We start from the raw sequence: 23,478 nt of genomic DNA, 5'->3' as shown, positions 1-23,478 counted from the left end.
AGTTAGTTGATCATTCCACAAGGGTAAGATAAATTGCAGGGCCATCACAAGGCGCGCTACCGCCAACCAACATTCCATTTTCATTAATGGTCATGTACTCAAGATTGGTTGAACAGCTGTTTACCAATTTATTTTCAGGAAAAAACAATTTATAATTAGTCTTTTTACCTCCTACTTCATAAATCAATTCTTCCTTTTCAAAAGACCCTATCGTTGACTCATTGCCTACAGTTTTGAGAAAGCTACCATCCTTTTTGAATAAATAGGTGTAACTGGAATCAGTTACAGACTGAAAACCAGAGTCTCCTGCATCCCCCATAATTTGCCACCCCGCTATCTTCCAAGTTTGAGGAAATTCATCGGTAGGATCTTGACTTCCTTGGCATGCGAAAGCAATAACTGTGATCACTAAGATGAATATATATCGTCTCATAAGGAAATGATTTATTTACAGTTGGTATAAAATCAAAGACGAAGCGAATTCACAAATCGCTACAAATCAGATCTTTTCAATAAAGTTTTCAAGCACTCCAACCTCATCAATGCCAATTCTAACTTTGTCTCCAACTTCCAAAGTGAAATCATCTGGTACGATCCCTGTTCCCGTCATTAGGAAGCAACCAATCGGAAAGGTATTCCCACGGAAAAGCCAGCCTGCCAATTCTTTCGGCTTACGCTTCAGCTGCGTCAATGGCGTTTCTCCTACAAAAGCCAGTACATCATCTCTAAAAATCTCCAACCGGATAGTTGCAGTCTCCTCAATAGCTTTATCTGTTATTAAAAGACATGGACCAATCGCTGCGCATCCTGCATAAACTTTCGCCTGAGGTAAATAGAGCGGGTTTTCTCCCTCAATACTCCTGCTACTCATATCATTTCCGCAGGTATATCCCTGAATTTTTCCTGACGGGGAAACCACCAAAGTCAATTCTGGTTCCGGCACATCCCAAGTAGAATCTTTACGAATATTGACGGCAGATCCCGGAGCTGAAACTCTGCTAGCAGTAGCTTTGAAAAATAGCTCTGGTCGATCCGCATTGTAAACTTTATCATAAAAATCTGCTCCACCTGCATCTTGGGATTCTTCCATTCTCGCAGTACGGCTACGGAAATACGTTACGCCTGCAGCCCAGATTTCCTGATTTCCCATAGGGGCCAAAATCCCCTTTTCCAGTAAAGAATCCGCCTCTTCAGAGGATATTTTCTTCCAGGATTTGGATTCAGATAAAATGTGATCTTTTAGGTTTTCTTGAGCAAGCAAGGCATCCCAGTCTAATTCAGGTCCCAAAAATGCTTGATTCTCATGATTCAAAAGTGTGCCCGAAGGCAGTTTATAGATTTTCATAGGTTAATAGGGTTAGACTTGAAATTTAGGAAAAAGATTTGAGAGATGAATAAAAGATCAGTTTTGAAAGCCCTGAAAGAATCAGACTCTTCGAGTTTTTACAAATTAATTTTCTAATCAGCAGGTTTGCGTAGCAATTTTTCCCCATTACCTTTGCTTCTAGATCATAGGGGGTGCCTTAACAAAACGGGCTGAGATCATACCCATACGACCTGATCCGGGTAATGCCGGCGAAGGGAAATGAACAAGCGTAGTAACCAATAAAATCAAACCTAAGAAGCGGTACCCTTCTGGATTTTCGATTTTGTTATTGCTACAGGGTAAACAAATACGGTAAGCTTCCCTAGAGCTTTCTCATGTTTCACTCAATCTCCCGAAAGGGAACAATACACATGAAAAAAGTACTGTTAAACTTGGCATTATGCCTGTTTGCAATTTCTGCCTGGGCTCAAAACAGCATCAGCGGAAAAGTCCTGGACGCCAATACCGGCGAACCATTAATTGGAGCATCTGTCTGGACAGAAAAACAGGGCCGTGGAGCCGTCTCAGATGAAAATGGAAATTTTACCATCACCAAATTAAAAGATGGAGAGATCCAACTTCGGGTATCCTATGTAGGATTTGAAACACTTCAAAAGAGCCTCATTGTGCCTTTAGCGGGCGAATTACGACTGCAGCTAAATCCAACTGATCTCCTTTCTGAAGAGTTTATTGTCTCTGCGACCAGAGCATCAGCGACTACTCCAACTACCTTTCAAACCATTGATAAGGCAGAACTTGCTGAAAGAAACCTAGGACAGGATATCCCAATTCTGCTAAATTTCACTCCATCCGTGGTGACGAATTCAGATGCCGGGGCTGGAATCGGCTATACCAGCATGAGTATTCGGGGATCAGACCAAAGCCGAATTAACGTCACTGTGAATGGAATTCCGATGAATGATGCGGAGTCTCACGGCGTTTTCTACGTCAATATGCCGGATTTTGCCTCTTCGGTGGATAATATTCAGATACAGCGAGGAGTGGGAACCTCCACCAACGGTGCAGCTACCTTTGGCGCCAGTCTGAATATCCAAACGGATACCCGAAAAGATGAGCCCTATGCCGAGGTATCCAATTCTGCGGGCTCATTTAACTCTTGGAAACATACCATCAAAGCCGGAACCGGCTTGCTCAACAACCGCTTTGCGGTGGATGCAAGACTTTCCAAAATTACCTCAGATGGCTATGTGGATCGGGCTTTTTCTGATTTGAAATCCTTCTTTGTGTCGGGAGGATACTATGGTGAAAATCATGTGGTAAAACTGAATATCTTTTCCGGTCAGGAGCAAACCTACCAAGCCTGGTATGGACTTCCAGAATCTAAACTGGAAGATGACAGAACCTTCAACTATTACACCTATGACAATGAAACTGACAATTACCAACAGGATCATTATCAGTTGATTTATACGGGCAAAATCGGAAGCAACTGGAAAACCAATGCCGCACTTCACTATACTTATGGACGCGGATATTACGAGCAGTACAGGGAAGACGATGATTTTGCAAGTTATGGGCTTCCTGATGTAGCAATCGGTGGAGAAACATTCTCCAGTACAGACATTATTCGCAGAAGATGGCTGGACAATGACTTCTTTGGAGGAATTGCTTCGGTCAATTACATCTCAGATGACGGAAAGTGGGATGTGATCCTTGGTGGTGGAGTCAATCGATACGATGGCGACCACTTCGGTGAAATCATCTGGGCGAGAATTGCAGGAGAGACAAACATCCGAGATCGGTATTACGATAACAATGCCGTAAAAGATGACCGCAACATTTACCTGAAAGCTACCCACGAAATCAGCCCCGGCTTGAATCTCTTCGGTGATTTGCAGGTGCGGGGGATTAATTACACTTTCTTTGGAGTCAATGACGACCAAAGAATCGTGGATGGGAATGAAACCTATACCTTCTTCAACCCGAAATTTGGTCTGAGTTACGAGCAAAGCAATGGACAGGTATGGTATGCCAGCGTCGCAGTGGCCAATAGAGAGCCTAAAAGATCCGATTTTACAGACAACCCGATCACCGAAATCCCAAGACCCGAGCGTCTGAATAATATCGAAGCAGGAGTAAGGGCTCAAAAAGGAAGGTTTAACTACAATGCAAATTTCTACTACATGGGATACAAAGATCAGTTGATATTAACTGGCCAAATCAACGATGTGGGAGCCTATATCCGCGAAAATGTCGCCAATTCTTACCGCGCAGGAATTGAGCTATCCGGGAATTATCAGGTTTCGAAGGCGTTCACTGTGGGCGGAAATCTGACGCTCAGCCAGAACAAAATCAAAGAGTTTACCGAGTATGTGGACGATTACAGCACGGAGGAATTCCAACAAGAGGCATTTACTTATGAAAACACGGACATTGCTTTTTCTCCGAATACCATTGCATCTGCAATCGTTGAATATAAACCCATCGATAATCTTTCTTTGAACTGGATGTCCAAGTACGTTGGAAAGCAATACTTGGACAATTCTGCAAATGATAGCAGATCTCTGGATTCTTTCTTCACGAACGATTTCCGAGTGAGCTATCAGGTGCAGCCTAGATTCTTCAAAAGCTTAGAGCTGAACTTGATGGTGAATAACATCTTCAATGAGCTATATGAGCCGAATGGATATACCTTCAGCTATTTTGTGCCGGGAGAAAGCCAGAAGGAATTGGTGACGGAGAATTACTATTACCCAATGGCAGGTACGAATTTTATGTTGGGATTGAATTTGAAGTTTTAAAGAGTTTATACTTTCAGTAAGCACTGATTTTCCGAACTTGTTTCGAGGAAATCAGTGCTTTTTATTCTAGAAATTGCGATGTCCTAGGACAATTAATTATCCTTTAAAACAATTATTGAGACCCTTATTTCAAATCTTCACCCTCCTTTTCGTATAAAATCAAGCGTAACTAGCGTTCTCATCAGGAAATCAATACTACCGATAATCCGTATATTTAAGCTATGAAAGCAATTGAGATACAAACAGATAATGAAGAAATTCTAGGGGCATTCAAAAATCTTGCAAAGGCATTCAAGGTTGATTTCCATGAAAAGGATGTAGCCGAAAGCGTGTTGAATCCTTCACCAAGCAAAGACCCGTATTTTGAGAAACCAAAAAATCTAGCTGAAATTGAGGCTGGAATGATTGATGTAAAAGAGGGAAGGGTTGTAAAACTGGATCGAAAAGAGCGGAAAAAGTTACTCCATTCATGACCTTTGAAATCTATTTTACACAAAAAGCGCTTAAAGACATTGAGAAAATCAAGAAGTCTGGAAACAAGAAGTTATTAGCAAAACTGGAAGTTTTACTAAACGAGCTGGAAGAACATCCATATACTGGAACTGGAAAACCCGAACTTTTAAAGAACAACTATTCTGGTCTATGGTCAAGAAGATTAAATTTAGAACATCGGCTCATCTATTCAGTTAATGGGCAAACCATAACAGTAACTTTGATATCCGCATTTAGCCACTATACAGAATAGTTTCTTCAGCCTTCATTTTTATCCTATACTCATCCCTGTTTTTATCTTCTCCAAGGCTTTCACCGCATCCTTTTCCCGTGAGAAATCCAGCGCTAAGAACTTGGTTTCGTTGGCTACCATGACTACTTTATAAATAGTGACCTGACCATTTAAGGTAGGCGTAATCCCATTTGGGATATAAGAAGTGCGAAAACTGTGATGTACCAAATCCACTTGGTCAATCTCCGGTAGCTCTTCCCATTCGCCAGATTCAAACCAGAGGATCTTCTGATATACCTTGAATCTTCTGTTTTGAAAATCAAAAAGAGTTCCTGAATTAAGCGAACTCAAAATTGCTCCAATCACTAGCGCACCTCCAGCAACTAGTGCAATTTTAGTAGGTTCTGTTTCCAAATCATTTATAAAGGATAGAAGGATTACAATTAGCCCAGAAGCAAGGAATATCTGACCAAGAATTCGGGGACCTTTGGTTCCATCATTTTTATTTTTGTAGTGAAAATGCTTCATAGACTTTTCGGTTGATGATGAATGATTAGCTCTCTAGCTAAGGTCTTACGGTCAGCAGTGCAAAAAGCCTCTCATTTACATAAAAATTTTCCGTGCCTGATTTCCCTTTACGTAGTACACCATCCTCAGCGAATTTATTGAGGTAATTGGCAGCAGTGATTCTGGAAACCCCCAAAGTCTCTCACAATAAACTCGATCTTGGTATATGTAAAGAAAAGCTATAGTTTCTTTACTTAAGAAACCCCAGATGTAAAGATTTCTTCATTTTCTTTACCTATGAGAGAAGGGGTGTAAAGTTTTTTTTATAGATGGATAGAAAGGACCTTATAATGAACTATGTAGTAAAATCTTTGAGACCTTTGCGTCAAACTTCGCGCGCTCAGTGGTTAAAAAGGTAAATACATCAATCTGGAAAAACACTCTTATCCATCCCAGGCACAATTCTCAGCGCATTTTTGTAATACAGCTTTTTCAACACTTCATCAGAAAGTCCAAGCCCATACATCGCCCAAAAAGCATGGTACTTTTTGTAGTAAGGAAAATATTCATCTTCCGTTTCCAGCACTCTGAAATAGGTATAATATTCCTCTTTATTATAAGCATCCTTACCAAATAGCACTCGGTCCTGATACTTTTCAAAAAACTCCTTTGCACGTCTGGGTTGTCTTCCAAACTCAGCGATCACAGCACCAATTCCGAAATTCACGTTCGGGTATTTCTCCAAATGCGCGCTTGCTGCGTCCAGATCATTAGCCATCCAACCCATGTGGGCATTGATAAAAGTCGTTTCAGGATGCTTCGCAAAAACATCGTGCTGCTCAGCAATGATCTGCTCAAAAGGAGCAGGATTATCTGCTCCCCGCTGGCGATTTGGGTGAGTCTTAAGTTCTAACCAACGCTCGTTATTCGCGTCCATTTCTTGCCAAAACTGCGCGGGATCAGCAGAGTGGATGATTACAGGAATTCCCAGTTCACCGGCTTTCGCCCAGACAGCATCCAGATCAGGATGGTTTACTGGTACGCGATTTCCATTGACATCATTGACATTTAAGCCAAGACTTTTATAGATTTTCAGGCCACTCGCTCCGGCAGCTACATCTTCTTCCAGTTCTTTCACAGCAAGTCTAGTCCAATTTTCATCCCCAAAACCAGCAAAATTCAAATTGGTAAAAACCATAAATCTGCCAGGCGCGTGGGTATTAAATTCTTTGATCATGGATTGAATATACTCCTGCTGGGTATTGCTATTTCCTCTTCCGAACCCTCTTCCACTCAGATTAACCAATACGCCCATATTGATTTCATCCATTTCAGAAATAAGCTGATCGATTTTCTCCTCATTAATCCCTCCCTGATGACTGTGAATATCTACAAATGGGAATTTTGCCCGCTGAACTGGATGCTCCGGAACTTTCAAGGTAGAGGGCGGATTGTACTCTTCAAAACTCATTTCCTGAGCCAAAGCGATGTTTCCAATCGCGAAAAATGCAAGTGCAATAAATAATTTGGTAGTGTGATTCATATGCTTTTAGTGGAATAGGTCTGGCTTGCTTACGCAAAATAGTACTGAATGTTAGAGAACAAAAAAATCCCGATTAACAAACCGGGACTTTAGTTTTAACCTGTTATCGTGTTGTTCCGCTTTGTATGACCTGACCAAAGAAGATGGCGTTCATATAAAGCTTGTTTGTTCCGAACCAGAATGCTCTGAAATTCATATTATCTGCAAAGGCGACGATTCTTCCCCGTCCTACTCCAGAAACCTGAATCACAGATCCATTTTGAATTCCTGGAAGATTGGAAGGATGAAGGTAACCAGACGCTAATGGCTGATCTGTGTAAATCAGTGGGTTAGCGTAGGGATTTTCGGAAGGTTCCAGAAACAAGTTATCATTTCTGAACGTGTGAATATCAGCGTCTAGGTAACCATACCCAATGGGATGCGTGAGATCTAAGGTAGCATTGAAAATCGCTCCTCCGGTCACTTTTGCACCTCTTTCGTTTTCATAGTCTGCATAGCTTTTTTGCAAATCTGCCTCAGGTTCAGCCGCCTCTCTAAACTTAAAATTCCCCACTTCATTCTGTGCCAGAAACTGGATGGCTCCTCCTTTAGCCAGTAAAGTCCCTCCACCGGAAACCCAGGCTTTTAGCGTAGCTGCACCGGATTTGCCTAGACTACTATATCTACCGTCAGGCATTAGAATTACATTGTATCTATCAAGCGTGCTTCCCCCGATATTATCCATTGACAAGAGTGTAATCGGCATTTCGTAGCGCTGATCTAGCAAATGCCAGATTTCCCCAGCTTCGTAACTATCCACTCCTCCTTCTACCAATAGTGCAATTTCTGGTTTGTCAAGAACCGCCATATTTGGCGAACCTAAATTCATACCTTCAGTATAGCCAGTAGTCAATCCATAGATATCTACTGTGGATTTCTGAGCTATTTCAGCCAGTTTATTAAAAAAAGCCTGATCGTCCAATCCGCTTTCTCCTTTACCAATCAATAAGGTACCTCGTCCGAATTTTTTGCCATCTGCAGTGGAAAATTCTCCGGTGGCTACTCTCACCTGGAAATCAGCATCCATCAATTTGTAAGCTGCTTTTGGAGCGTAGTAATCCGTCCATTCCATAGCATACTGGTATGCACCCACTTCACCTATTACGTTACCTGGCGTTAAAGCAATAGAGTTTTTGGTGATTTCATTGACAGATGCCAAGTTCAAAATCTGACTATTCAACGCCATGTAATCCAAGTTGAAAGCCATAGGATAAGTCCAGGCAGAAATATCATAGAACAAGCTGTCTTTGAACGTATTGCGGGTTTCAAACATCGCTTTGATCAGTCTGTATTGCGGCTGATCTGCCGGTACGATGTAGGAGTTTTCTTTATCGAAATCCTTTCCATTTACAGTAATATCGTCATTCAGGCTAAATACTTTTATATCATGCTGTAGGATCAAATCTGCCAAATGATAGCTTCGAGCATCGTCTCCCGAGCTTCCAAAAATGTATGCCTTATTCGAATCAGCATCTACCTCTTTTTGAATGTCCTGATAGAAATCCTTCATGAATTGATTCAACTCCTCACGCATTTCTTTGGCAGCCTGAAACGATGACAGGTTTGCAGTGAATTGATTTCTGATGGTAAAAGGAAAGCTGAGCATTCCATTCACACTTTCCTGAAGGTGACCTCTTGAGCTGGCTTGTTCAAACAGGATTCCAATAGAACCTTGTACGTCCGGATAGGTGGAGCCTTTTCCATAATAGTAATCATCGTAATTCTCCTGATTGAAATACAGAGAACCTATTTGATCCAAGGCTTTCGCATGGTACTTTCCTATTTTTTCCGTCAATTCAAAATTCTTCTCAGGAGTCAGAGGGTGCATTCGTGCCGGTACGCCTGGCTGGAAAAAGAACGTGCTGTTCGTTCCCATCTCGTGAAAATCCAAATGAATGTTTGGAAGCCAATCTTGGAAAACACGAACCCTATTCCTCGATTCTGGATGCTGTACCGGAAGCCAATCTCTGTTCAGATCAAACCAATAATGGTTCGTTCTTCCTCGCGGCCAAGCTTCGCTGAATTCCACATTGTTTGGATCACCATTCATATTATACGACTTGTGGGTATTTACCCAGGAAGCAAACCGATTCAATCCATCTGGATTGATAGCCGGATCAAGCAGCAAAACCATATTTTCAAGATCACCTGCTATTTCCTTTGCTGCCGCAAAATGATAGGCTGCCAAAAGAGCTGCATTGGCACCGCTAGGTTCATTTCCATGAACAGAATAGCCCATAAACATCACCACAGGCATCTTCTCTATATCTGCTGACGCTCCAGCATCTCTAAGTTTTTTGCGATCTGTTTTGATTTGATCGATTTTACCAAGGTTAGAAGGCGACGTAATTGTCAAAAGTACCTGCGGTCTTTTCTCATAGGTTCTGCCTGTTTCCTCGAAAGTCACCCGGTCAGAAGCTTCCGCCACAGCCTTCATATACATGACCAATTGATCATGGCTTACATGCCATTCTCCCACTTCATATCCCAAAACCTCCTTCGGAGTTGGGATGGATTCATCATAGGTATATCCGGTGGGCAGGTAGTAGCTTAGATCAACTTGAGCATAACTAGCTAGCGCAAAAAAGGATAAAATCAGCGAGAGCAGATTTTTTTTCATAGAGATTGGGGGTTAACTTTTAGCTAAATTCTTATTTCGAGTCCATAAAAAAAGCTATTTTGGTTCAATGGTTAAAATAATTGAAGAATACACATGGATTTAATAGCACCTGGAGACGGACAACTCATCTGGCAATTTTCGTTCCTACTATCTGTGGTTTATTTAGGATTTTGGGCTTATGCGCTATTTGATGCTACAGGAGCTGAATTTAGGGCAGCCCATAGCAAGTTCATGTGGGTTTTAGTTATTTTACTCGCGCCAGGTTTCGGCACATTTTTGTATCTCGCCATGGCCAGGAGCCTGAGAAAAGATCGGCGTAGATTTAATCCTTCATTTTCTAAACAAAACAATTTCTAACAAAAATGACTCTTTCTTTCATTCAAAACATTGGCGGTGCCTCACTCATATTTTTTCTCCTCTTTGGTATTCTTTATACCATATTTTGGATTTACTGCCTGGTGGATATTCTCCGCTCAGAATTCAAAGATCCCAATATGAAAATCATCTGGATTGTGATTCTCCTATTTGCGCAGGGTATTGGCCCAATCGTTTACTTAGCGATGGGAAAAAGTACCAAAACGACTTACAGCTCTTGATATGTTTGGACTTGGGATTATAGGTTTCGCTATTTATGCGTTCACGATTTACGACGTGGTCACCAGCAATTTTGCCAATGACAACGATAAATTGATCTGGGTAATCATCGTAGTATTACTTCCATTGATTGGCACCATCCTTTGGTTTTTGATCGGTAGGGGGAAAAGGATTTGAAATCAAATTGACATCTTATTCGTTCAATCAAGAAAAGCATAAATTATGATTACGGTAATCAAAAAGGGGTCTGATAAAAGAATGGTAGAAAAAGCACTATCCAGAGTAAAAATCAAAAAAAACTTTGATGCTCAAAAATATTGCGGAGCGCTAAATTTAAAAGAAGACCCTCAAGTCATCCAAAAGGCTTTGAGAGATGAATGGAAATAATCTACTTCTCGACACCAACATTATTCTCTATTTACTTTCAGGAGACCCGATAGTTGCAGATTTTTTGAGTAAAAAAACCGTTTTTGTTTCATTTATAACTGAACTTGAATTACTGGGATATGATGGCTTAACGCCTGAAGGATTAAAAATCGTGGAAAATTTATTGGATGATACTACAATTATTGACCTTAATTCCTCCATCAAAAAGCACGTGGTAAAATTAAGAAAATCATATAGAATCAAGCTTCCTGATGCAATAATCGCAGCAACTGCGTTTTACCTAAATATTCCTTTAATGACTGCTGATAAGCACCTTTCCAAGGTTAAGGAATTAAATATTCTTCTCTATGAAAAGTAGAGATTTTGGTCATTTATACACCAAAAGTAGCATCTCATGAGCAGTCTATTATTGTACTATAGACAAATCAGCAGTTTCAACATTCCCTTTTCTGTTGCAGTCGCATCATTAGCTTATTCTCAAGGTGGTAATTTTGGGGTTTACTTTTTCCTAACATTATTGACGGTTGGATACCTACTCGCACTTTATCTCTATGAAGTAAGGTATGCTCAGCAGTATTTCTTCTATTACAATTTAGGCTTTGACAAGATAAAACTGGTCGGCTTTACCTTCGGAGTGAATGCAGCAATCGCCCTCATCTATTTTCTCATTTTTTAATCGCTTATGGCTCATCAAATCTTAGAAGTAGATAGTCTGATCAAATCCTTTGGACAGAAACACTTGCTCAAAGATATCTACCTCAAATGCTCAATAGGGGAGGTTATCGGTATCTTAGGGAGAAATGGAACAGGCAAATCAACGCTGCTTCAAATAATATTTGGGTCCTTAGATGCGGAAAATAAAAGCATTAGGATAAATGGTGAATTTCTGGAAAAAGCATTTTCGGATGGAGATAAAATAGCCTATCTACCCCAAGGAAATTTCTTGCCAAATGGCTTAACTGTTTCCTCTGTTATTCGAATCTATATTTCTGACGAAAGCAAAAGAAATTCAGTAGCTACTAATGCTCGAATAGCGCCCCTTCTCAATAAAAAAATATCTGCACTTTCTGGTGGTGAGAAACGATACCTTCAAGTACTTCTAATACTTAATCTTCCAACAGCCTTTGCCTTACTGGACGAGCCCTTTTCCCAAGTAGAACCACTTTATAGAGCTGACATAAAGGGCCTCATTGATTTACATAAGCAAGAAAAAGGCATCATCATCACGGATCACGACTATGTGAATCTGATGGATGTGAGCGACAAAACGTTCCTGCTGACTGGAGGTGCACTAAAGCCTATCCAAGATAGAAAGCAGCTTGTCGAATATAATTACCTGCCTCCTGAAAAATCCGAAACGCAGGAAGAGACTGTAGATGAGCACTTTATTATCGATAAACAAACCTCTAAAGATTTGGGTCTATCCATCAATTACGATGAGGAAAGCCTTCTGGCGTTATTTGAAAAGCCAGCATCTAAAGGGGGCAAAGCATACTTAGAAAAGTTGTTTGGAAGTCCTACGAAGAGTAAAACCATTCTTCAAAACAGACAGGAATCAATTAAATTCTTTCAGTCAAATGAATTCCTATTAAATCTTGACAGAAAGCAACTTGATTTTATCGCTGTTTACCTGGAGTCTGGCATAGCAGTATCTCCTTCTTCCTATTACAGTTCTTTGTCTATCTATCTCAAAAACAAGTACCGCACCTCAAACAACTATTACATCCAAGAAACTGGGATTCAGCATGTTTTTGACTTTTTGAAATCTGCGCTACAACTAGCGAATAAAATTCAAGATCTAAGCGATACTTGGTACCTATCAGATCTTGCTTATCAGATTCAAGAGCAATTAAACAGTAGCAATTTGCGGGACTTTATGGATAACTATGGCCAAAAGCCGCTTTATCTCCACTTTTCAGAGTTTGACTCTATTTTGAGAAAAAAGGGAAAGGAACCACTCCTCTGGTTGCTCGAACGCTTTTATGAATTTGATGCTTACAATGCTGTAGCTCAGACTAGTAGAAAGCTAAATCTCTCTTTCCCTGAATACGAGTACACTCAGGATTCTCTAATAGACATTGAAGGGTTATTTCATCCAAAGCTGGAAAAAGCTGTAGGCAATGACTTTTCCATTTCAGCGACTGCAAATATGTGTTTTCTCACCGGGGCAAACATGTCCGGCAAATCAACCTTTCTCAAAGCTTTCGGACTCGGCGTTTATCTTGCTCATCTTGGATTTCCTGTCCCTGCGACGAAAATGAAAACGAGTATTTTCGATGGGCTTTTCACCACGATTAATCTTTCTGATAATATTAATCATGGACTAAGTCACTTTTACAGTGAAGTAAAAAGAGTGAAGGAGGTAGCGAGCGAGATCAAAAATGATAAAAATCTGGTGGTGATATTTGATGAGCTGTTTCGTGGCACCAATGTAAAAGATGCTTCTGCCGCTTCTTCTATGATTATTTCTGCTATCGCTCAACAGCCCGGAAGTGTGTATATCATATCTTCCCACATCATGGAGATTGCACAAGAATTAGAAAAACAAAAAAATATTTTCTTCAAATGCTTTGACGTGAGGGTGGTAAATGACGAAGCTATGTACACATACAAACTAGTAGATGGGGTTTCAAAAGATAGTCTAGGGCTACATATCGTTATTAAAGAGCAAATACTGGAATTGCTAAAAGGGAAGACAGAGAAACCGCTGAGTTAAAGATAAAATAAGATTAACTCTGGTTGTAAATATGCTTTAGCGCAGGCACCAACGCTGGACATTCAAAATCAAATCCTGCTTTCTGGATTTTTTGGGATGAAACCCGATTACCACCAAGAACCATTGCAGCCATTTCGCCAAGGACTATCTTTAGCACAAATCCTGGAACGCCTATTCCTACATAAGGCTTCCCTTTTGCCTTTGCTGCTGCCTGAGTCAATTGCTGATTGGTCGCTGGATTCGGCCCTACTGCATTGAATATTCCCTGAAGTGTGGTCTTTTCTAATGCAAAAACAAACATTCTTGACAAGTCTTCAATCGCAATCCAACTCATCCACTGATCTCCGTTTCCCAAGGGCGCAGCAATAGGAGGCTTCATCATTTCGCCTAGAGCTCCTCCTTTCGCATCCAGCACAATTCCTATTCTCAGCATGACCGTACGCAGATGCAATTCTTCCATTTTCTTCACTTCATTTTCCCAGGCTACTACTACCTGAGCTAAAAAGTCAGAACCGGCTTGATTTGTCTCATCCATTAAGGACGTTCCTGTATTAAATCCATAATAGCCGACGGCTGATGCGGAAATAAAAGCACTGGGCTTTTCAGTTGCTTTCTCAATGGCATCATAAAGTAATCGAGTGCTGTGAACACGAGAATCCAAGATGACCTTTTTGCGTTCTTCAGTCCATCGCTGCTCTGCCACTCCTGCCCCAGCTAAATGGATAACTGCATCTGCCCAGTCCATCGCTTCTGGATCTATGGTTTGCATTTCTACATCCCAGAGAAAAGATTTTTGTTTTTGTTTTGATCTACTAAGCCATGCAACTGAATACCCTTTCAGTTCCAGCAGCTGGGTGATTTTGTGGCCAATAAGACCAGAACCTCCGGAAATAAGAATATTTTGCATAATTGTGTGTTTTGTATTTAGATAACCCGAAACTTACCAATAAGTTAGGTAGCTCTAAATGATTTAAGCTTATACTAGCCTCATTAAATTCAATTTCTATTCCTAATTTGGACCAACTATTTGAAAAAACTAGTTTGAACAGCACTTCTATTTTTCGGTATATATTACTCTGGATCGTTTTGGGCCTGTTGGTAGGCTTGCTTTCCGGGTCTGCATCTGCTGTTTTTTTAATTGCTTTAAACTGGGCTACGGATTACCGTGAATCTCACCTTTGGATCATTGCACTGCTGCCTATAGCCGGCTTTGTCATAGGTTGGAGTTATTACAGGTTCGGGGAAAATTCTGTGAAAGGAAACAATCTTTTGCTGGATGAACTCTACAAAACAGAAAAGCCTATTCCACTCAGGATGACTCCTTTGGTGCTTCTAGGGACTGTTTTGACACATTTATTCGGTGGGTCTGCAGGCCGGGAAGGTACTGCAGTGCAAATGGGAGGCTCGCTTGCTGATCAGCTCACCAAGTATTTTCACCTCAATGATGAAGATCGTAGAATCATTCTAATCGCCGGTGTGGCCGGAGGATTTGCTTCTGTATTCGGAACACCATTGGCCGGGGCAATCTTTGCTTTGGAGTGGATGCTTCACAGGCAAATCCGTTGGAAATCGATCTTTCCAGCCTTCTGGACTGCATTTGTAGCAAATTGGGTTTGTGGATCACTCTTTGCCGTAGGCCATACCCATTATTTTATAGATTTAGTGCCTCCACATACTTTGGTAAACTTACTCTGGATTATTCCTGCAGGAATTGCTTTCGGGTTTTCAGGGAGGTTATTTGCCCAAAGCACCCACTTTTTTTCTCATCAATTTTCTAAATACATCTCCTATCCGCCCCTTCGTCCGGTCATAGGCGGACTGTTGATTGCTGCATTTGTATATATTTCGGACAGTACGACCTACATCGGGCTAGGCGTTCCTAGGATAGTGGAAGCTTTTGAGACTCCGCTTCCTTGGTATGACTGGCTAGCAAAGACCGGGTTAACCAGTTTCACGCTTGGAGCAGGATTTAAGGGTGGAGAAGTGACACCATTGTTCTTCACAGGGGCAACATTGGGCAATGCGCTGGCAACTTGGGTTCCGCTTCCATTAGCATTAATGGCGGGAATGGGTTTTGTCGGGGTCTTCTCCGGAGCTACTAATACTCCCATGGCATGTACCGTGATGGGAATGGAGTTATTTGGATACGAATCGGGGATATTTTTGGGAATTGCCTGCTTGATCGCCTACCTTTTCAGTGGCAAATCGAGTATCTATTCCTCACAAAACTTAGATGGCAAATTCCATTTGTATCCTGCTGAATGGATTTTTAACTTTTCACGAAGAACGTCTTCAAAAGAATGATTGAGTTTTCTTTCAAGCCTCTTTCCAAATCATGATTCGCAAACTGAAAATCTTTTCCAATCCAGATCGGAATATCATCTTTTTAAAAAAGGTGGTAAAGGTTCAGGAAAAAGTAGTTCAGCTTAGCAGCTTCTTCGCTTTTGGGATAATACTATTCCATTTGGGATATTCAATAGATCCAAAGGATCAAGTGGCAACTTCCTTCTTTTTCAACTTTTGTTTGATGCTGATCGGCATTGGTTACTTGGTGAAGGTATTGCTTGTAGAAAAATCCATTTACCTAGCACGAGTCATTCTTGAAATCCTGCTATCCATACTTCTTACGCTTACAGCACTAGTTCGCTGGAATATCTTTGGAAATGAGACCACAGCACTAATTCTTGATTTCTCTGCGCATTACCATATAATCAACGCTTTAGTCATTATTCTCTTTTTCATAGAGCTGAGCAAATTCAGCCTGACAGTGAATGAGCTGAAACTTAGTCCCTCTCTTGTTTTTATTTTATCGTTTATCTTACTCATTCTCGTTGGAGCCGGTCTGCTCAGCCTTCCTGAAGCAACTACGCGAGATATTTCTTTCATAGACGCCTTGTTTACCTCTACCTCAGCAGTCTGCGTGACGGGCTTGATTGTTTTGGACACGGCAAAGGACTTTACCTACTTTGGCCAGGTAGTGATTATGATTTTGTTCCAAATTGGTGGGCTTGGCATCATGGTTTTCACCAGTTTCTTTGGTTTCTTTTTCAAGGGGAGTTACTCTATAGAAAACAGACTTTTCATCCGGGATTACATCAATGAGAACAATGTAAACGAGATTTATACTACCTTATTTAAGATCATCTCTTTTACAGTTTTGGTGGAAGGCATTTGTGCTTTCCTCATTTATCATTTTACTGATTCAGCACAGTTTTCAGGCCGGGGAGATCAGCTGTTCTTTTCGCTTTTCCATGCTATTTCAGCTTTTTGTAACGCCGGTTTCTCTACACTAAGCAATGGATTATATGAGACCGGTTTCCGAGAAGCTTATAATATGCATTTGGCCATTTCCTTAGCTATAATTTTGGGAGGAATCGGATTCCCCGTGGTGTTGAACTACTATTCCTATGTCAAACATCTGATAGTAGGTTTTATGAAAAACATGCTCGGGATAGAAAAATACCGTCATACACCACGAGTTTCCAGTGTCAACACGAGACTGGTCGTCTATACGACCGGCATTCTCTTGGTCATAGGAATGGTCGTCTATGCAATCTCAGAGCAGGATCATACCTTGAAAGGACTTAGCCCCTATGGTAAATTCGTTACCACAATTTTTGGAGCAGTGACACCAAGAACAGCAGGTTTCAACACCGTCGATATGCGGGAATTAGCTGTTCCTACCGCTTTGGTTTATCTTTTTCTGATGTGGATAGGAGCATCGCCCGGATCTACAGGAGGAGGACTAAAAACCAGCACCTTCGCAGTGGCGATGCTTAACACATTTAGCATAGCTTCAGGAAAAACCCGAGTAGAAGTATTTAGGCGACAGGTATCCAATGAGACTCTGAAAAAAGCATTTGCAGTGATTTCCCTTTCAGTCCTGGTCATGGGTTTAGGCGTGTTTCTCCTGATGATTTTTGACCCAGAGCTTCCCCTGATTGATGTCGCTTTTGAGGTGTTTAGTGCCTTTTCCACAGTCGGACTTACATTGGGAATCACATCACAATTGAGTTTAGGAAGCAAATTAGTGCTGATGGCAATCATGCTAATCGGTAGAGTAGGTACATTAACCATTCTAATCGCAATAGTCCGTAGAATAGGAGAGCAACGATACAAATACCCTGAGGAAACAGTTTACATCACCTAGGTCAATCCGGGATAGTTGTTTGATTGTAAAATACCAATTGATAAAAAATCTAGTTTAATATGAAATCGAGCATGTCGATAACGACACACACTAGCATGGTTATAAACGCTGCGAGATTCCATATGGCCTTTAAAAATCAATTATAATCATATGAAATATATAATCGTAGGCATCGGCAATTTTGGCGGCTATCTCGCAAAACGTCTGACAAATCTAGGTCACGAGGTGATTGGTGTGGATTCTAGCGAAAGCAGAATAGAAATGATTAAGGATAGCATCACCCATTCTATAGTCATGGACGCTACTGACCAGGCGGCTGTAAAGAATCTGCCGCTGAAAGAAACAGATGTAGTTATTATCGCCATTGGCGAGGATATCGGAGCATCTATTATGAGCACTGCCATTTTTAAGCAGCTTAAATCAAAGCGTATCATCGCCCGCGCAATTAACGACTTACATGAGACGGTAATTCAGGCAATTGGAGTAGATGAAATCATCCATCCAGAAGAAGAAACGGCAGATCGACTGTCTAAGCGATTGGAAATGAAAGGGGTGCTGGACTCACTTGAGATCTCTGACGAATACAATATCGTAGAGGTGAAAGTACCTGCCAGATACGTGGACTTATCCGTAGCAGATGCTGACATTAGAAAGGAGTTTTATCTGAATATTCTAACAATTATAAAAATCGAGCAGAAGAAAAACCTGTTGGGAATAAATACTCCGCATAAAAATGTGATCGGTGTGGTCACCCCGGATTATACATTTGAATCTGATGATATTTTACTGCTTTTCGGCAAAATCAAAAACATACAGGAATTCCTAAAGCTCGGAGATTAGCCGAGCTTTTCCCCGCAAAACCGACAATACTCATCTGCTTTTTCCAATCCGGTATGCTTACATGCTGGACAAACAATTTGGTTACTTTTCTCTAGTCTCCGCTTTTGCGAAGCCATCTCCGAAGAAACAATGCCTGTCGGCACCGCAATGATGGCATAACCCATTAGCATGATCAGTGAAGAAAGAAGCTGGCCTACTGGGGTAATCGGCGTAATGTCTCCAAATCCAACCGTAGTAAGCGTCACTATAGCCCAATACATCCCTACCGGGATGCTGGTAAAGCCACTATCCGGCCCTTCTACGATAAACATCAATGTACCTGTGATCAACACGATGGTAAGCACAAAACCCACGAAAATCATAATCTTGTGCGAGCTTGCCTTAAGCGACTTAGTGAGGTACTCAGCCTCTGCCACATACCTGCCTAGCTTCAATATTCTGATCACCCTGAGAAGCCTCAGTGCTCTGACCACAGAGAGTAGCTGCGAATTCATCACAAAAAAACTAAGGTAAGTAGGGAGGATAGCAAGCAAATCCACCATCCCAAAAAAACTGAATATATAATTCTTGGGACGTCGGGAAAGCCATATTCGAAGTAGGTATTCTATTGTAAAAAGCCCGGTAAAAACCCATTCCAAAATAAGAAAAACCTCGCCATACTGAGCTCTAAGACTTCCAACGGAATCAAGGATTGCAACGAAAATACTCCCGAAAATCATAAACAGGAGTACGATGTCAAAGGTCTTCGATGCCCAATCGTCTGATTCAAATACTATATGAGCTAGGCGTTTTTTGGTGATTTGCATAAGGGAATTTAGAAAAATTTATACGCCTTTTCCAACACTAGTCTAGGTAATAAACCCGTTTCACACGAGTGCTGATATTAGTCAGCAACTCATAAGGGATGGTTCCAATCTGATCCGCCAGTTCTTTTAAAGAGATTTGCTCCCCATAAATAATCGCTTCATCTCCTGCCTTTACATCCATCCCTGAAACGTCCACCATGCACATATCCATGCATACATTTCCAATGATTGGAGCTTTATGCCCATTAATCAATACATAGCCTTTCCCATTGCTAAACCTTCGATCGTAGCCGTCCGCATAACCTATGGCTAGGGTAGCTATTTTTCCTCCAGAGTTCAAAACCCCTTTCCTGGAATAGCCAATCGTCTCGCCAGGATCAAGTTCCTTGATTTGGGAAATGGTGGTTTTCAACGTGCTTATTGCCCTCAAAGCCAAGCTATGTTTACCTGTCACCTCTACCCCGTACAAGCCAATTCCCAACCTTACCATATCGAATTGAAAGTCAGGAAAAGCCACGATACCCGCAGAATTGAGCGCGTGGATAAGCGGTTTGTAAGGAAGGACTTCCAAAATCTCGTTTTTCATTTCTTCGAAAGTCCTCAGTTGTGAGAAAGAGAATTCCTGATGAATCTCCTCATCGGCTCCGACCAAATGCGTATAAATGGAAGCAATTTGCAACTGAGGATTTGTCTTAATCAACCTTTTCAATTCTCCCAAATGTTTATTCTCAAACCCCAATCGATGCATACCAGTGTCCATATCAAGATGAATTCGAATCGTTTTTTGATGAATAGTACACCAGGAAGCAAGACTCTCGAAAAAATCCGGACTGAAAACAACCGGCTCCAAATCAAACTCACTGCACAACCCAAAGGATTCCTGCATTGCATTCAAAACCATAATCGGAAGCTTGATTCCTTGCTTTCGCAAAGCAACTCCTTCATCTGAAAAAGCAACTCCCAAGTAATCCGCACCCATGGTTTGGATTTGATTGGCGATCTCCACAGCGCCTCCACCATAGGCAAAAGCCTTTACCATCACCATTACTTTGGTTTTGGGAGAAATGAGCTTTTTGTAGAAATTATAATTATGGGTAAGGGCATTCAGATTGATCTCAAGCGTGGTACCGTGAATTCTCTGCTGAAGTCTGTTTACCACCTCCTCAAAGCCAAATACTCTAGCTCCGGTGATCAATATCATGTCATTTGCAAAGCTATCTGGGTCAAGCTTGGCCAAAAGCTCTTCTGTGGATTTGAAGCCAGTGAATGATTCGGGAAATTCTCTATCCAAATAGAAAATCTCCTTGCCTACGCCATAGATCTGATCAAACTGATATTTCCTGATCAGGTCGGTTACTTCCAGATAAATTTTCTCCGGAGAACCTTGCTGCAGCAAATCAGACAATACCAGGATTTTACGCCGCTTTGGACGCTGCTGCTGCATAAAGTCCAGGGCGACCTTTAACCCTGCCAAATCATTATTGTAGGTATCATCTATCAGAAGAGAATCATTGATTCCAGGCTTCAGCGTTAGTCGCATATCCACCGATTTCAGGTGAGAAATTCCCTCTTGAATAGATTCCGACGTTTGTCCCAAAGTCATCGCTGCGATAATCACATGGGTAATGTTTTCTAAGGAAGCCAAATCAGAAAATGGGACTTGAAATGTGTGTGTACTCAGGTCTGATTTCATCAAGATCAACCGAGCTCCTTTTGCTTTGACTTTCACTGATCTGGTAAAATCTGCTCCTGCACGATCTGACCAGGCGATACGTTTTTTAGTAGGAAAAACAGCTTCAATTTGCTCAGAAACCTGCTTTTGATCGGAGCAGTAAATGAGGAAATTTGAATCAGAAAAAAGTGAAAGCTTCTCCTGAATCTTAGATTCCAAGCTCTCAAATCCTTCCTGGTGTGCTGATCCAAGATTAGTGAAAATCCCCAAATCTGGTTTGATCATTTCTTCCAATGCTGCCATCTCTCCCGCCTTGGAAATTCCTGCTTCCAAAATAGCGACTTGGTGATATGACTCTATTCCAAAAATCGAAAGTGGTACTCCAACCTGTGAATTGTAACTCTTCGGGCTTTTGGCGACGGCATACTTTTGTCCCAAAATCTGCCCCAGCCATTCCTTTACAATCGTTTTTCCATTGCTTCCAGTGATGCTTACCACAGGGTTTGTAAAAAGAGATCGCTGGAATTTGGCCAATAATTGTAAGGCTCTTCTGGTGTCAGATACCTTAATAAAGCAAAGATCAGGAAAGGCTTTCTCCTCAAAATCTTGATGAACCAAAAATGTCTTTACTCCCAAATCAATTAACTGTGGAATAAAATCAGCCCCATCAGCTTTTGCCCCTCTAAGTGCTACAAAAAGTGTCTTTTCAGGATGAAGAATCTGTCTGGAATCAATAGCAGTTTGAGAGATCAACAGCTCCTCATTTCTGTTGAGCAACATTCCTCCTGTGACAGCTTGGATTTGGTCTTGACTAACTTCCTGAAACATCTTGCCCCGGATTTATTTTATTCTTCTTTTTCTTGAAAAACACCTGCTTTATCCATCTAGGAAGAAAAATTGCTCCTAAAATCAAATACGGATAGTAGGACAAAAGCCGCCACAAAATGCTGGTGACGAAAGTGTAACTATTCAGAAATTCGGTAAAGAACTGGCCAAAGAAAAACTCAGCTGTCCCACTGCTCCCAGGGGTCGGAGAGATCATCATGACGATCCACATGATCACTTGCCGTGCAAAAATAATCACATGTTCAAAAGCAGCCAGTGGTACAAAGGCGGAAATAAGTGCATTCAGCATCAGATATCTTGAGCTCCAAATGAATATCGTCGCTACGACTATTGGCACCCAGTAATTCCATTTTTTTCCAGAGAGTTCCTTGGACGCAACTATGATCTGATCACCATATTCTTGAGCATCGTGCTTCCATTTTCGCAGCCATTTGATAGAGAAAATCTTTATCAAAACCCACTTGAAAACTCTTGGTCGGTAGAATAAAGCCGCTGCCATCACCAAACTGTATAAGGCATAAAGAGAGTAAGAAATCCAAAAAATGGCCTCCATACTATTCTCAAGTTGCATTTCCAGCACTTTACTCGAAGGGAAAATATTCCCTTTTGCAAAAAAGAGAATAATAGGAGCGCCAATCACGAAGAAAAGATTGTCCAGGATTGCCGTAACCATGACAAAGGCGATTGCTCTTCCCAGTTTGATTCCTTCTTTGTTCAATATGAAAATCGCTACGGCTGTCCCCCCAACAACCGAAGGCGTCACTGCTGAGGCAAATTCCCAGAGAATGATCACATAGATGGCGCGTTTCCAGGTCAAATGCCTGTCGGTGATTTCACGGATTCTATACACGTACCCTGCATCCCGAAACAAAATGACCAAAACCGCTACAACAATCCACGGGATGGATGCATCAAAAATCCCACTTAAAGAATCTTTATTTACTGAGGGGTCAAAATAAAACATGCCGAAAACAATGGCTAAACCAATGATAACCGGCACCCAAATTTTATTAGGATTGAGTGTTTGAAAGATCTTTTTGTTATCTAGCTTCATAAATTAAGAAACAGCCATTGGCTCAGTCCTTTCCACCCAAAAATTATTGAAACCATCTCCTATGATGATGGTAACTAGGGAAAGTTGAAGTAATTCTAAAATCGCAAGGAAGGTGTAAATCACAAAAATCTTATCGGGTTTGTAGCTGATGAACTCATCAAATGGTACTTTTTTCTTAAAACTGATTTTCTCCAAGACAAATTCCTTTTGCTGGGCAATAGTATAAGGGTACTGAATCACGGTGTGTTTTGTTTCATCTACCCGGGATGCCATTTTGGCCATGACCCGTTGAAATACTTTCAGCATTTTATACAAATCCATATCCTGCATTTCTGCATCTACATCATCTACTTTGCTGAGTGTCTTAAGCTCTGCGGCAATATTTCCCCGTTTTTGTTTAGACATTTCCTCACCTTCCATAGTGGAAAGTTCTTCAATGACCGATTTGTACTTTTTGTATTCCAGAAGATTACGGATCAATTCCTCCCTTGGGTCAACTTCTTCTCCATCCTCATTTATTTCCGGCCGTGGCAGCAGCATTCGGGACTTGATCTTCATCAAAGTAGCCGCAAAGAGGATAAAATCACTGGCAACTTCCATTTCCATTTGCTCCATTTGGTGCACATAATCCAAGAAGTCATTGGTAATCTTGAAAATAGGAATGTCATAGATATCCAGTTCATCACGCTCGATGAAGAAGAGCATTAGGTCAAAAGGACCTTCGAAGAGTGGTAATTTGATTTCGAAACTCAAAGGATATCTAAATTATTGGTTAATTTTGCTTCCTTGTTGTCAAAGATATTCAATTAAGCTAAATTAATTGGAAACGGCAGGAGAAAGAGGCAATTGCCT

The 23,478-nt window shown here is 41.2% G+C and carries 24 protein-coding genes and 1 riboswitch; of the genes, 13 read left to right on the top strand and 11 right to left on the bottom strand.

What is annotated here, in order from left to right:
- Nucleotides 1-10 precede the first annotated feature (10 nt).
- Nucleotides 11-433: a hypothetical protein gene (locus BM386_RS16595; protein WP_091696339.1), complete on the bottom strand. Its 423-nt coding sequence runs from the start codon at nt 431-433 to the stop codon at nt 11-13.
- Between the two features lie 66 nt (nt 434-499).
- Nucleotides 500-1,345: a fumarylacetoacetate hydrolase family protein gene (locus BM386_RS16590; protein ID WP_091696337.1), complete on the bottom strand. Its 846-nt coding sequence runs from the start codon at nt 1,343-1,345 to the stop codon at nt 500-502.
- 159 nt (nt 1,346-1,504) lie between these two features.
- Nucleotides 1,505-1,601: riboswitch (TPP riboswitch) on the top strand.
- 136 nt (nt 1,602-1,737) lie between these two features.
- Between BM386_RS16590 and BM386_RS16585 the strand changes: the two genes are divergently transcribed.
- The 3 genes from BM386_RS16585 to BM386_RS16575 all read left to right on the top strand — a co-directional run bounded on the left by BM386_RS16585 (nt 1,738) and on the right by BM386_RS16575 (nt 4,873).
- Nucleotides 1,738-4,128, top strand: coding sequence for a TonB-dependent receptor (locus tag BM386_RS16585; RefSeq protein ID WP_091696335.1), 2,391 nt, complete (start codon nt 1,738-1,740; stop codon nt 4,126-4,128).
- A gap of 221 nt (nt 4,129-4,349) precedes the next feature.
- A complete protein-coding gene (locus tag BM386_RS16580) occupies nt 4,350-4,601 on the top strand; it encodes a hypothetical protein (protein WP_091696333.1) in 252 nt (83 codons plus the stop codon).
- Complete coding sequence (locus tag BM386_RS16575) at nt 4,598-4,873, top strand: Txe/YoeB family addiction module toxin (RefSeq protein ID WP_091696331.1); 276 nt, start codon at nt 4,598-4,600, stop codon at nt 4,871-4,873. The genes BM386_RS16580 and BM386_RS16575 overlap by 4 nt, the downstream gene beginning before the upstream one ends.
- A gap of 18 nt (nt 4,874-4,891) precedes the next feature.
- On the opposite strand, the gene BM386_RS16570 is transcribed toward BM386_RS16575, so the two are convergent.
- The 4 genes from BM386_RS16570 to BM386_RS16560 form a co-directional block, all read right to left on the bottom strand.
- Nucleotides 4,892-5,380: a hypothetical protein gene (locus BM386_RS16570; RefSeq protein WP_091696330.1), complete on the bottom strand. Its 489-nt coding sequence runs from the start codon at nt 5,378-5,380 to the stop codon at nt 4,892-4,894.
- Between the two features lie 37 nt (nt 5,381-5,417).
- Nucleotides 5,418-5,555 (bottom strand): hypothetical protein, encoded by a 138-nt coding sequence (locus tag BM386_RS24150; RefSeq protein ID WP_425285313.1) that lies wholly within the window; start codon nt 5,553-5,555, stop codon nt 5,418-5,420.
- 228 nt (nt 5,556-5,783) lie between these two features.
- Nucleotides 5,784-6,902 carry an amidohydrolase family protein gene (locus BM386_RS16565; protein WP_091696328.1) on the bottom strand — a complete coding sequence of 373 codons (1,119 nt, stop codon included), beginning with the start codon at nt 6,900-6,902 and terminating at the stop codon, nt 5,784-5,786.
- A 103-nt stretch (nt 6,903-7,005) separates the two neighbouring features.
- The gene (locus tag BM386_RS16560; protein WP_091696326.1) at nt 7,006-9,561 is read right to left on the bottom strand and encodes a M14 family zinc carboxypeptidase; all 2,556 of its coding nucleotides are present in this window, start codon (nt 9,559-9,561) and stop codon (nt 7,006-7,008) included.
- Nucleotides 9,562-9,654: 93 nt separating this feature from the next.
- Between BM386_RS16560 and BM386_RS16555 the strand changes: the two genes are divergently transcribed.
- From BM386_RS16555 to BM386_RS16530, 7 genes are read left to right on the top strand one after another with little or no spacing between them, the layout of a single operon-like run.
- Nucleotides 9,655-9,918 (top strand): PLDc N-terminal domain-containing protein, encoded by a 264-nt coding sequence (locus BM386_RS16555; RefSeq protein WP_091696324.1) that lies wholly within the window; start codon nt 9,655-9,657, stop codon nt 9,916-9,918.
- 5 nt (nt 9,919-9,923) lie between these two features.
- Nucleotides 9,924-10,157: a PLDc N-terminal domain-containing protein gene (locus BM386_RS16550; RefSeq protein WP_091696322.1), complete on the top strand. Its 234-nt coding sequence runs from the start codon at nt 9,924-9,926 to the stop codon at nt 10,155-10,157.
- Between the two features lies 1 nt (nt 10,158).
- Nucleotides 10,159-10,332 (top strand): PLDc N-terminal domain-containing protein, encoded by a 174-nt coding sequence (locus tag BM386_RS16545; protein WP_091696321.1) that lies wholly within the window; start codon nt 10,159-10,161, stop codon nt 10,330-10,332.
- Between the two features lie 45 nt (nt 10,333-10,377).
- Complete coding sequence (locus BM386_RS23700; protein ID WP_170857112.1) at nt 10,378-10,542, top strand: hypothetical protein; 165 nt, start codon at nt 10,378-10,380, stop codon at nt 10,540-10,542.
- A complete protein-coding gene (locus tag BM386_RS16540; protein WP_091696319.1) occupies nt 10,529-10,900 on the top strand; it encodes a type II toxin-antitoxin system VapC family toxin in 372 nt (123 codons plus the stop codon). Before BM386_RS23700 ends, BM386_RS16540 begins: the two co-directional genes overlap by 14 nt.
- A 36-nt stretch (nt 10,901-10,936) precedes the next feature.
- Nucleotides 10,937-11,218 carry a hypothetical protein gene (locus BM386_RS16535; protein WP_091696317.1) on the top strand — a complete coding sequence of 94 codons (282 nt, stop codon included), beginning with the start codon at nt 10,937-10,939 and terminating at the stop codon, nt 11,216-11,218.
- Nucleotides 11,219-11,224: 6 nt separating this feature from the next.
- Entirely contained in the window at nt 11,225-13,258 is a 2,034-nt protein-coding gene (locus BM386_RS16530; protein WP_091696316.1) for a MutS-related protein, read from the top strand.
- A 13-nt stretch (nt 13,259-13,271) separates the two neighbouring features.
- Here BM386_RS16530 and BM386_RS16525 read toward each other — a convergent pair whose 3' ends face one another.
- Complete coding sequence (locus BM386_RS16525; RefSeq protein ID WP_091696314.1) at nt 13,272-14,165, bottom strand: TIGR01777 family oxidoreductase; 894 nt, start codon at nt 14,163-14,165, stop codon at nt 13,272-13,274.
- 107 nt (nt 14,166-14,272) lie between these two features.
- Between BM386_RS16525 and BM386_RS16520 the strand changes: the two genes are divergently transcribed.
- The 3 genes from BM386_RS16520 to BM386_RS16510 all read left to right on the top strand — a co-directional run bounded on the left by BM386_RS16520 (nt 14,273) and on the right by BM386_RS16510 (nt 18,248).
- Nucleotides 14,273-15,562, top strand: a complete 1,290-nt coding sequence (locus tag BM386_RS16520; RefSeq protein WP_425285312.1) for a voltage-gated chloride channel family protein — start codon at nt 14,273-14,275, stop codon at nt 15,560-15,562.
- 31 nt (nt 15,563-15,593) lie between these two features.
- Nucleotides 15,594-17,408, top strand: a complete 1,815-nt coding sequence (locus BM386_RS16515; RefSeq protein ID WP_091696311.1) for a TrkH family potassium uptake protein — start codon at nt 15,594-15,596, stop codon at nt 17,406-17,408.
- A 150-nt stretch (nt 17,409-17,558) separates the two neighbouring features.
- Nucleotides 17,559-18,248: a potassium channel family protein gene (locus BM386_RS16510; RefSeq protein ID WP_091696309.1), complete on the top strand. Its 690-nt coding sequence runs from the start codon at nt 17,559-17,561 to the stop codon at nt 18,246-18,248.
- Here the strand turns inward: BM386_RS16510 and BM386_RS16505 are convergent.
- Genes BM386_RS16505 through BM386_RS16490 form a run of 4 tightly spaced genes read right to left on the bottom strand, consistent with a single transcriptional unit; the run spans nt 18,245 to nt 23,379 of the window.
- A complete protein-coding gene (locus tag BM386_RS16505; protein WP_091696307.1) occupies nt 18,245-19,054 on the bottom strand; it encodes an ion transporter in 810 nt (269 codons plus the stop codon). The genes BM386_RS16510 and BM386_RS16505 overlap by 4 nt on opposite strands.
- Before the next feature lie 37 nt (nt 19,055-19,091).
- Complete coding sequence (locus tag BM386_RS16500; RefSeq protein ID WP_091696306.1) at nt 19,092-21,554, bottom strand: bifunctional UDP-N-acetylmuramoyl-tripeptide:D-alanyl-D-alanine ligase/alanine racemase; 2,463 nt, start codon at nt 21,552-21,554, stop codon at nt 19,092-19,094.
- Nucleotides 21,538-22,626: a lysylphosphatidylglycerol synthase transmembrane domain-containing protein gene (locus tag BM386_RS16495; RefSeq protein ID WP_091696304.1), complete on the bottom strand. Its 1,089-nt coding sequence runs from the start codon at nt 22,624-22,626 to the stop codon at nt 21,538-21,540. Before BM386_RS16495 ends, BM386_RS16500 begins: the two co-directional genes overlap by 17 nt.
- A 3-nt stretch (nt 22,627-22,629) precedes the next feature.
- Nucleotides 22,630-23,379: a segregation and condensation protein A gene (locus tag BM386_RS16490; RefSeq protein WP_091696303.1), complete on the bottom strand. Its 750-nt coding sequence runs from the start codon at nt 23,377-23,379 to the stop codon at nt 22,630-22,632.
- Between the last annotated feature and the right edge of the window lie 99 nt (nt 23,380-23,478).

It is taken from the genome of Algoriphagus locisalis, assembly GCF_900116615.1.
GTDB lineage: Bacteria > Bacteroidota > Bacteroidia > Cytophagales > Cyclobacteriaceae > Algoriphagus > Algoriphagus locisalis.
The sequence above is the reverse complement of the archived record's forward strand: the minus strand, read 5'-3'. Positions and strand labels throughout refer to the sequence as shown.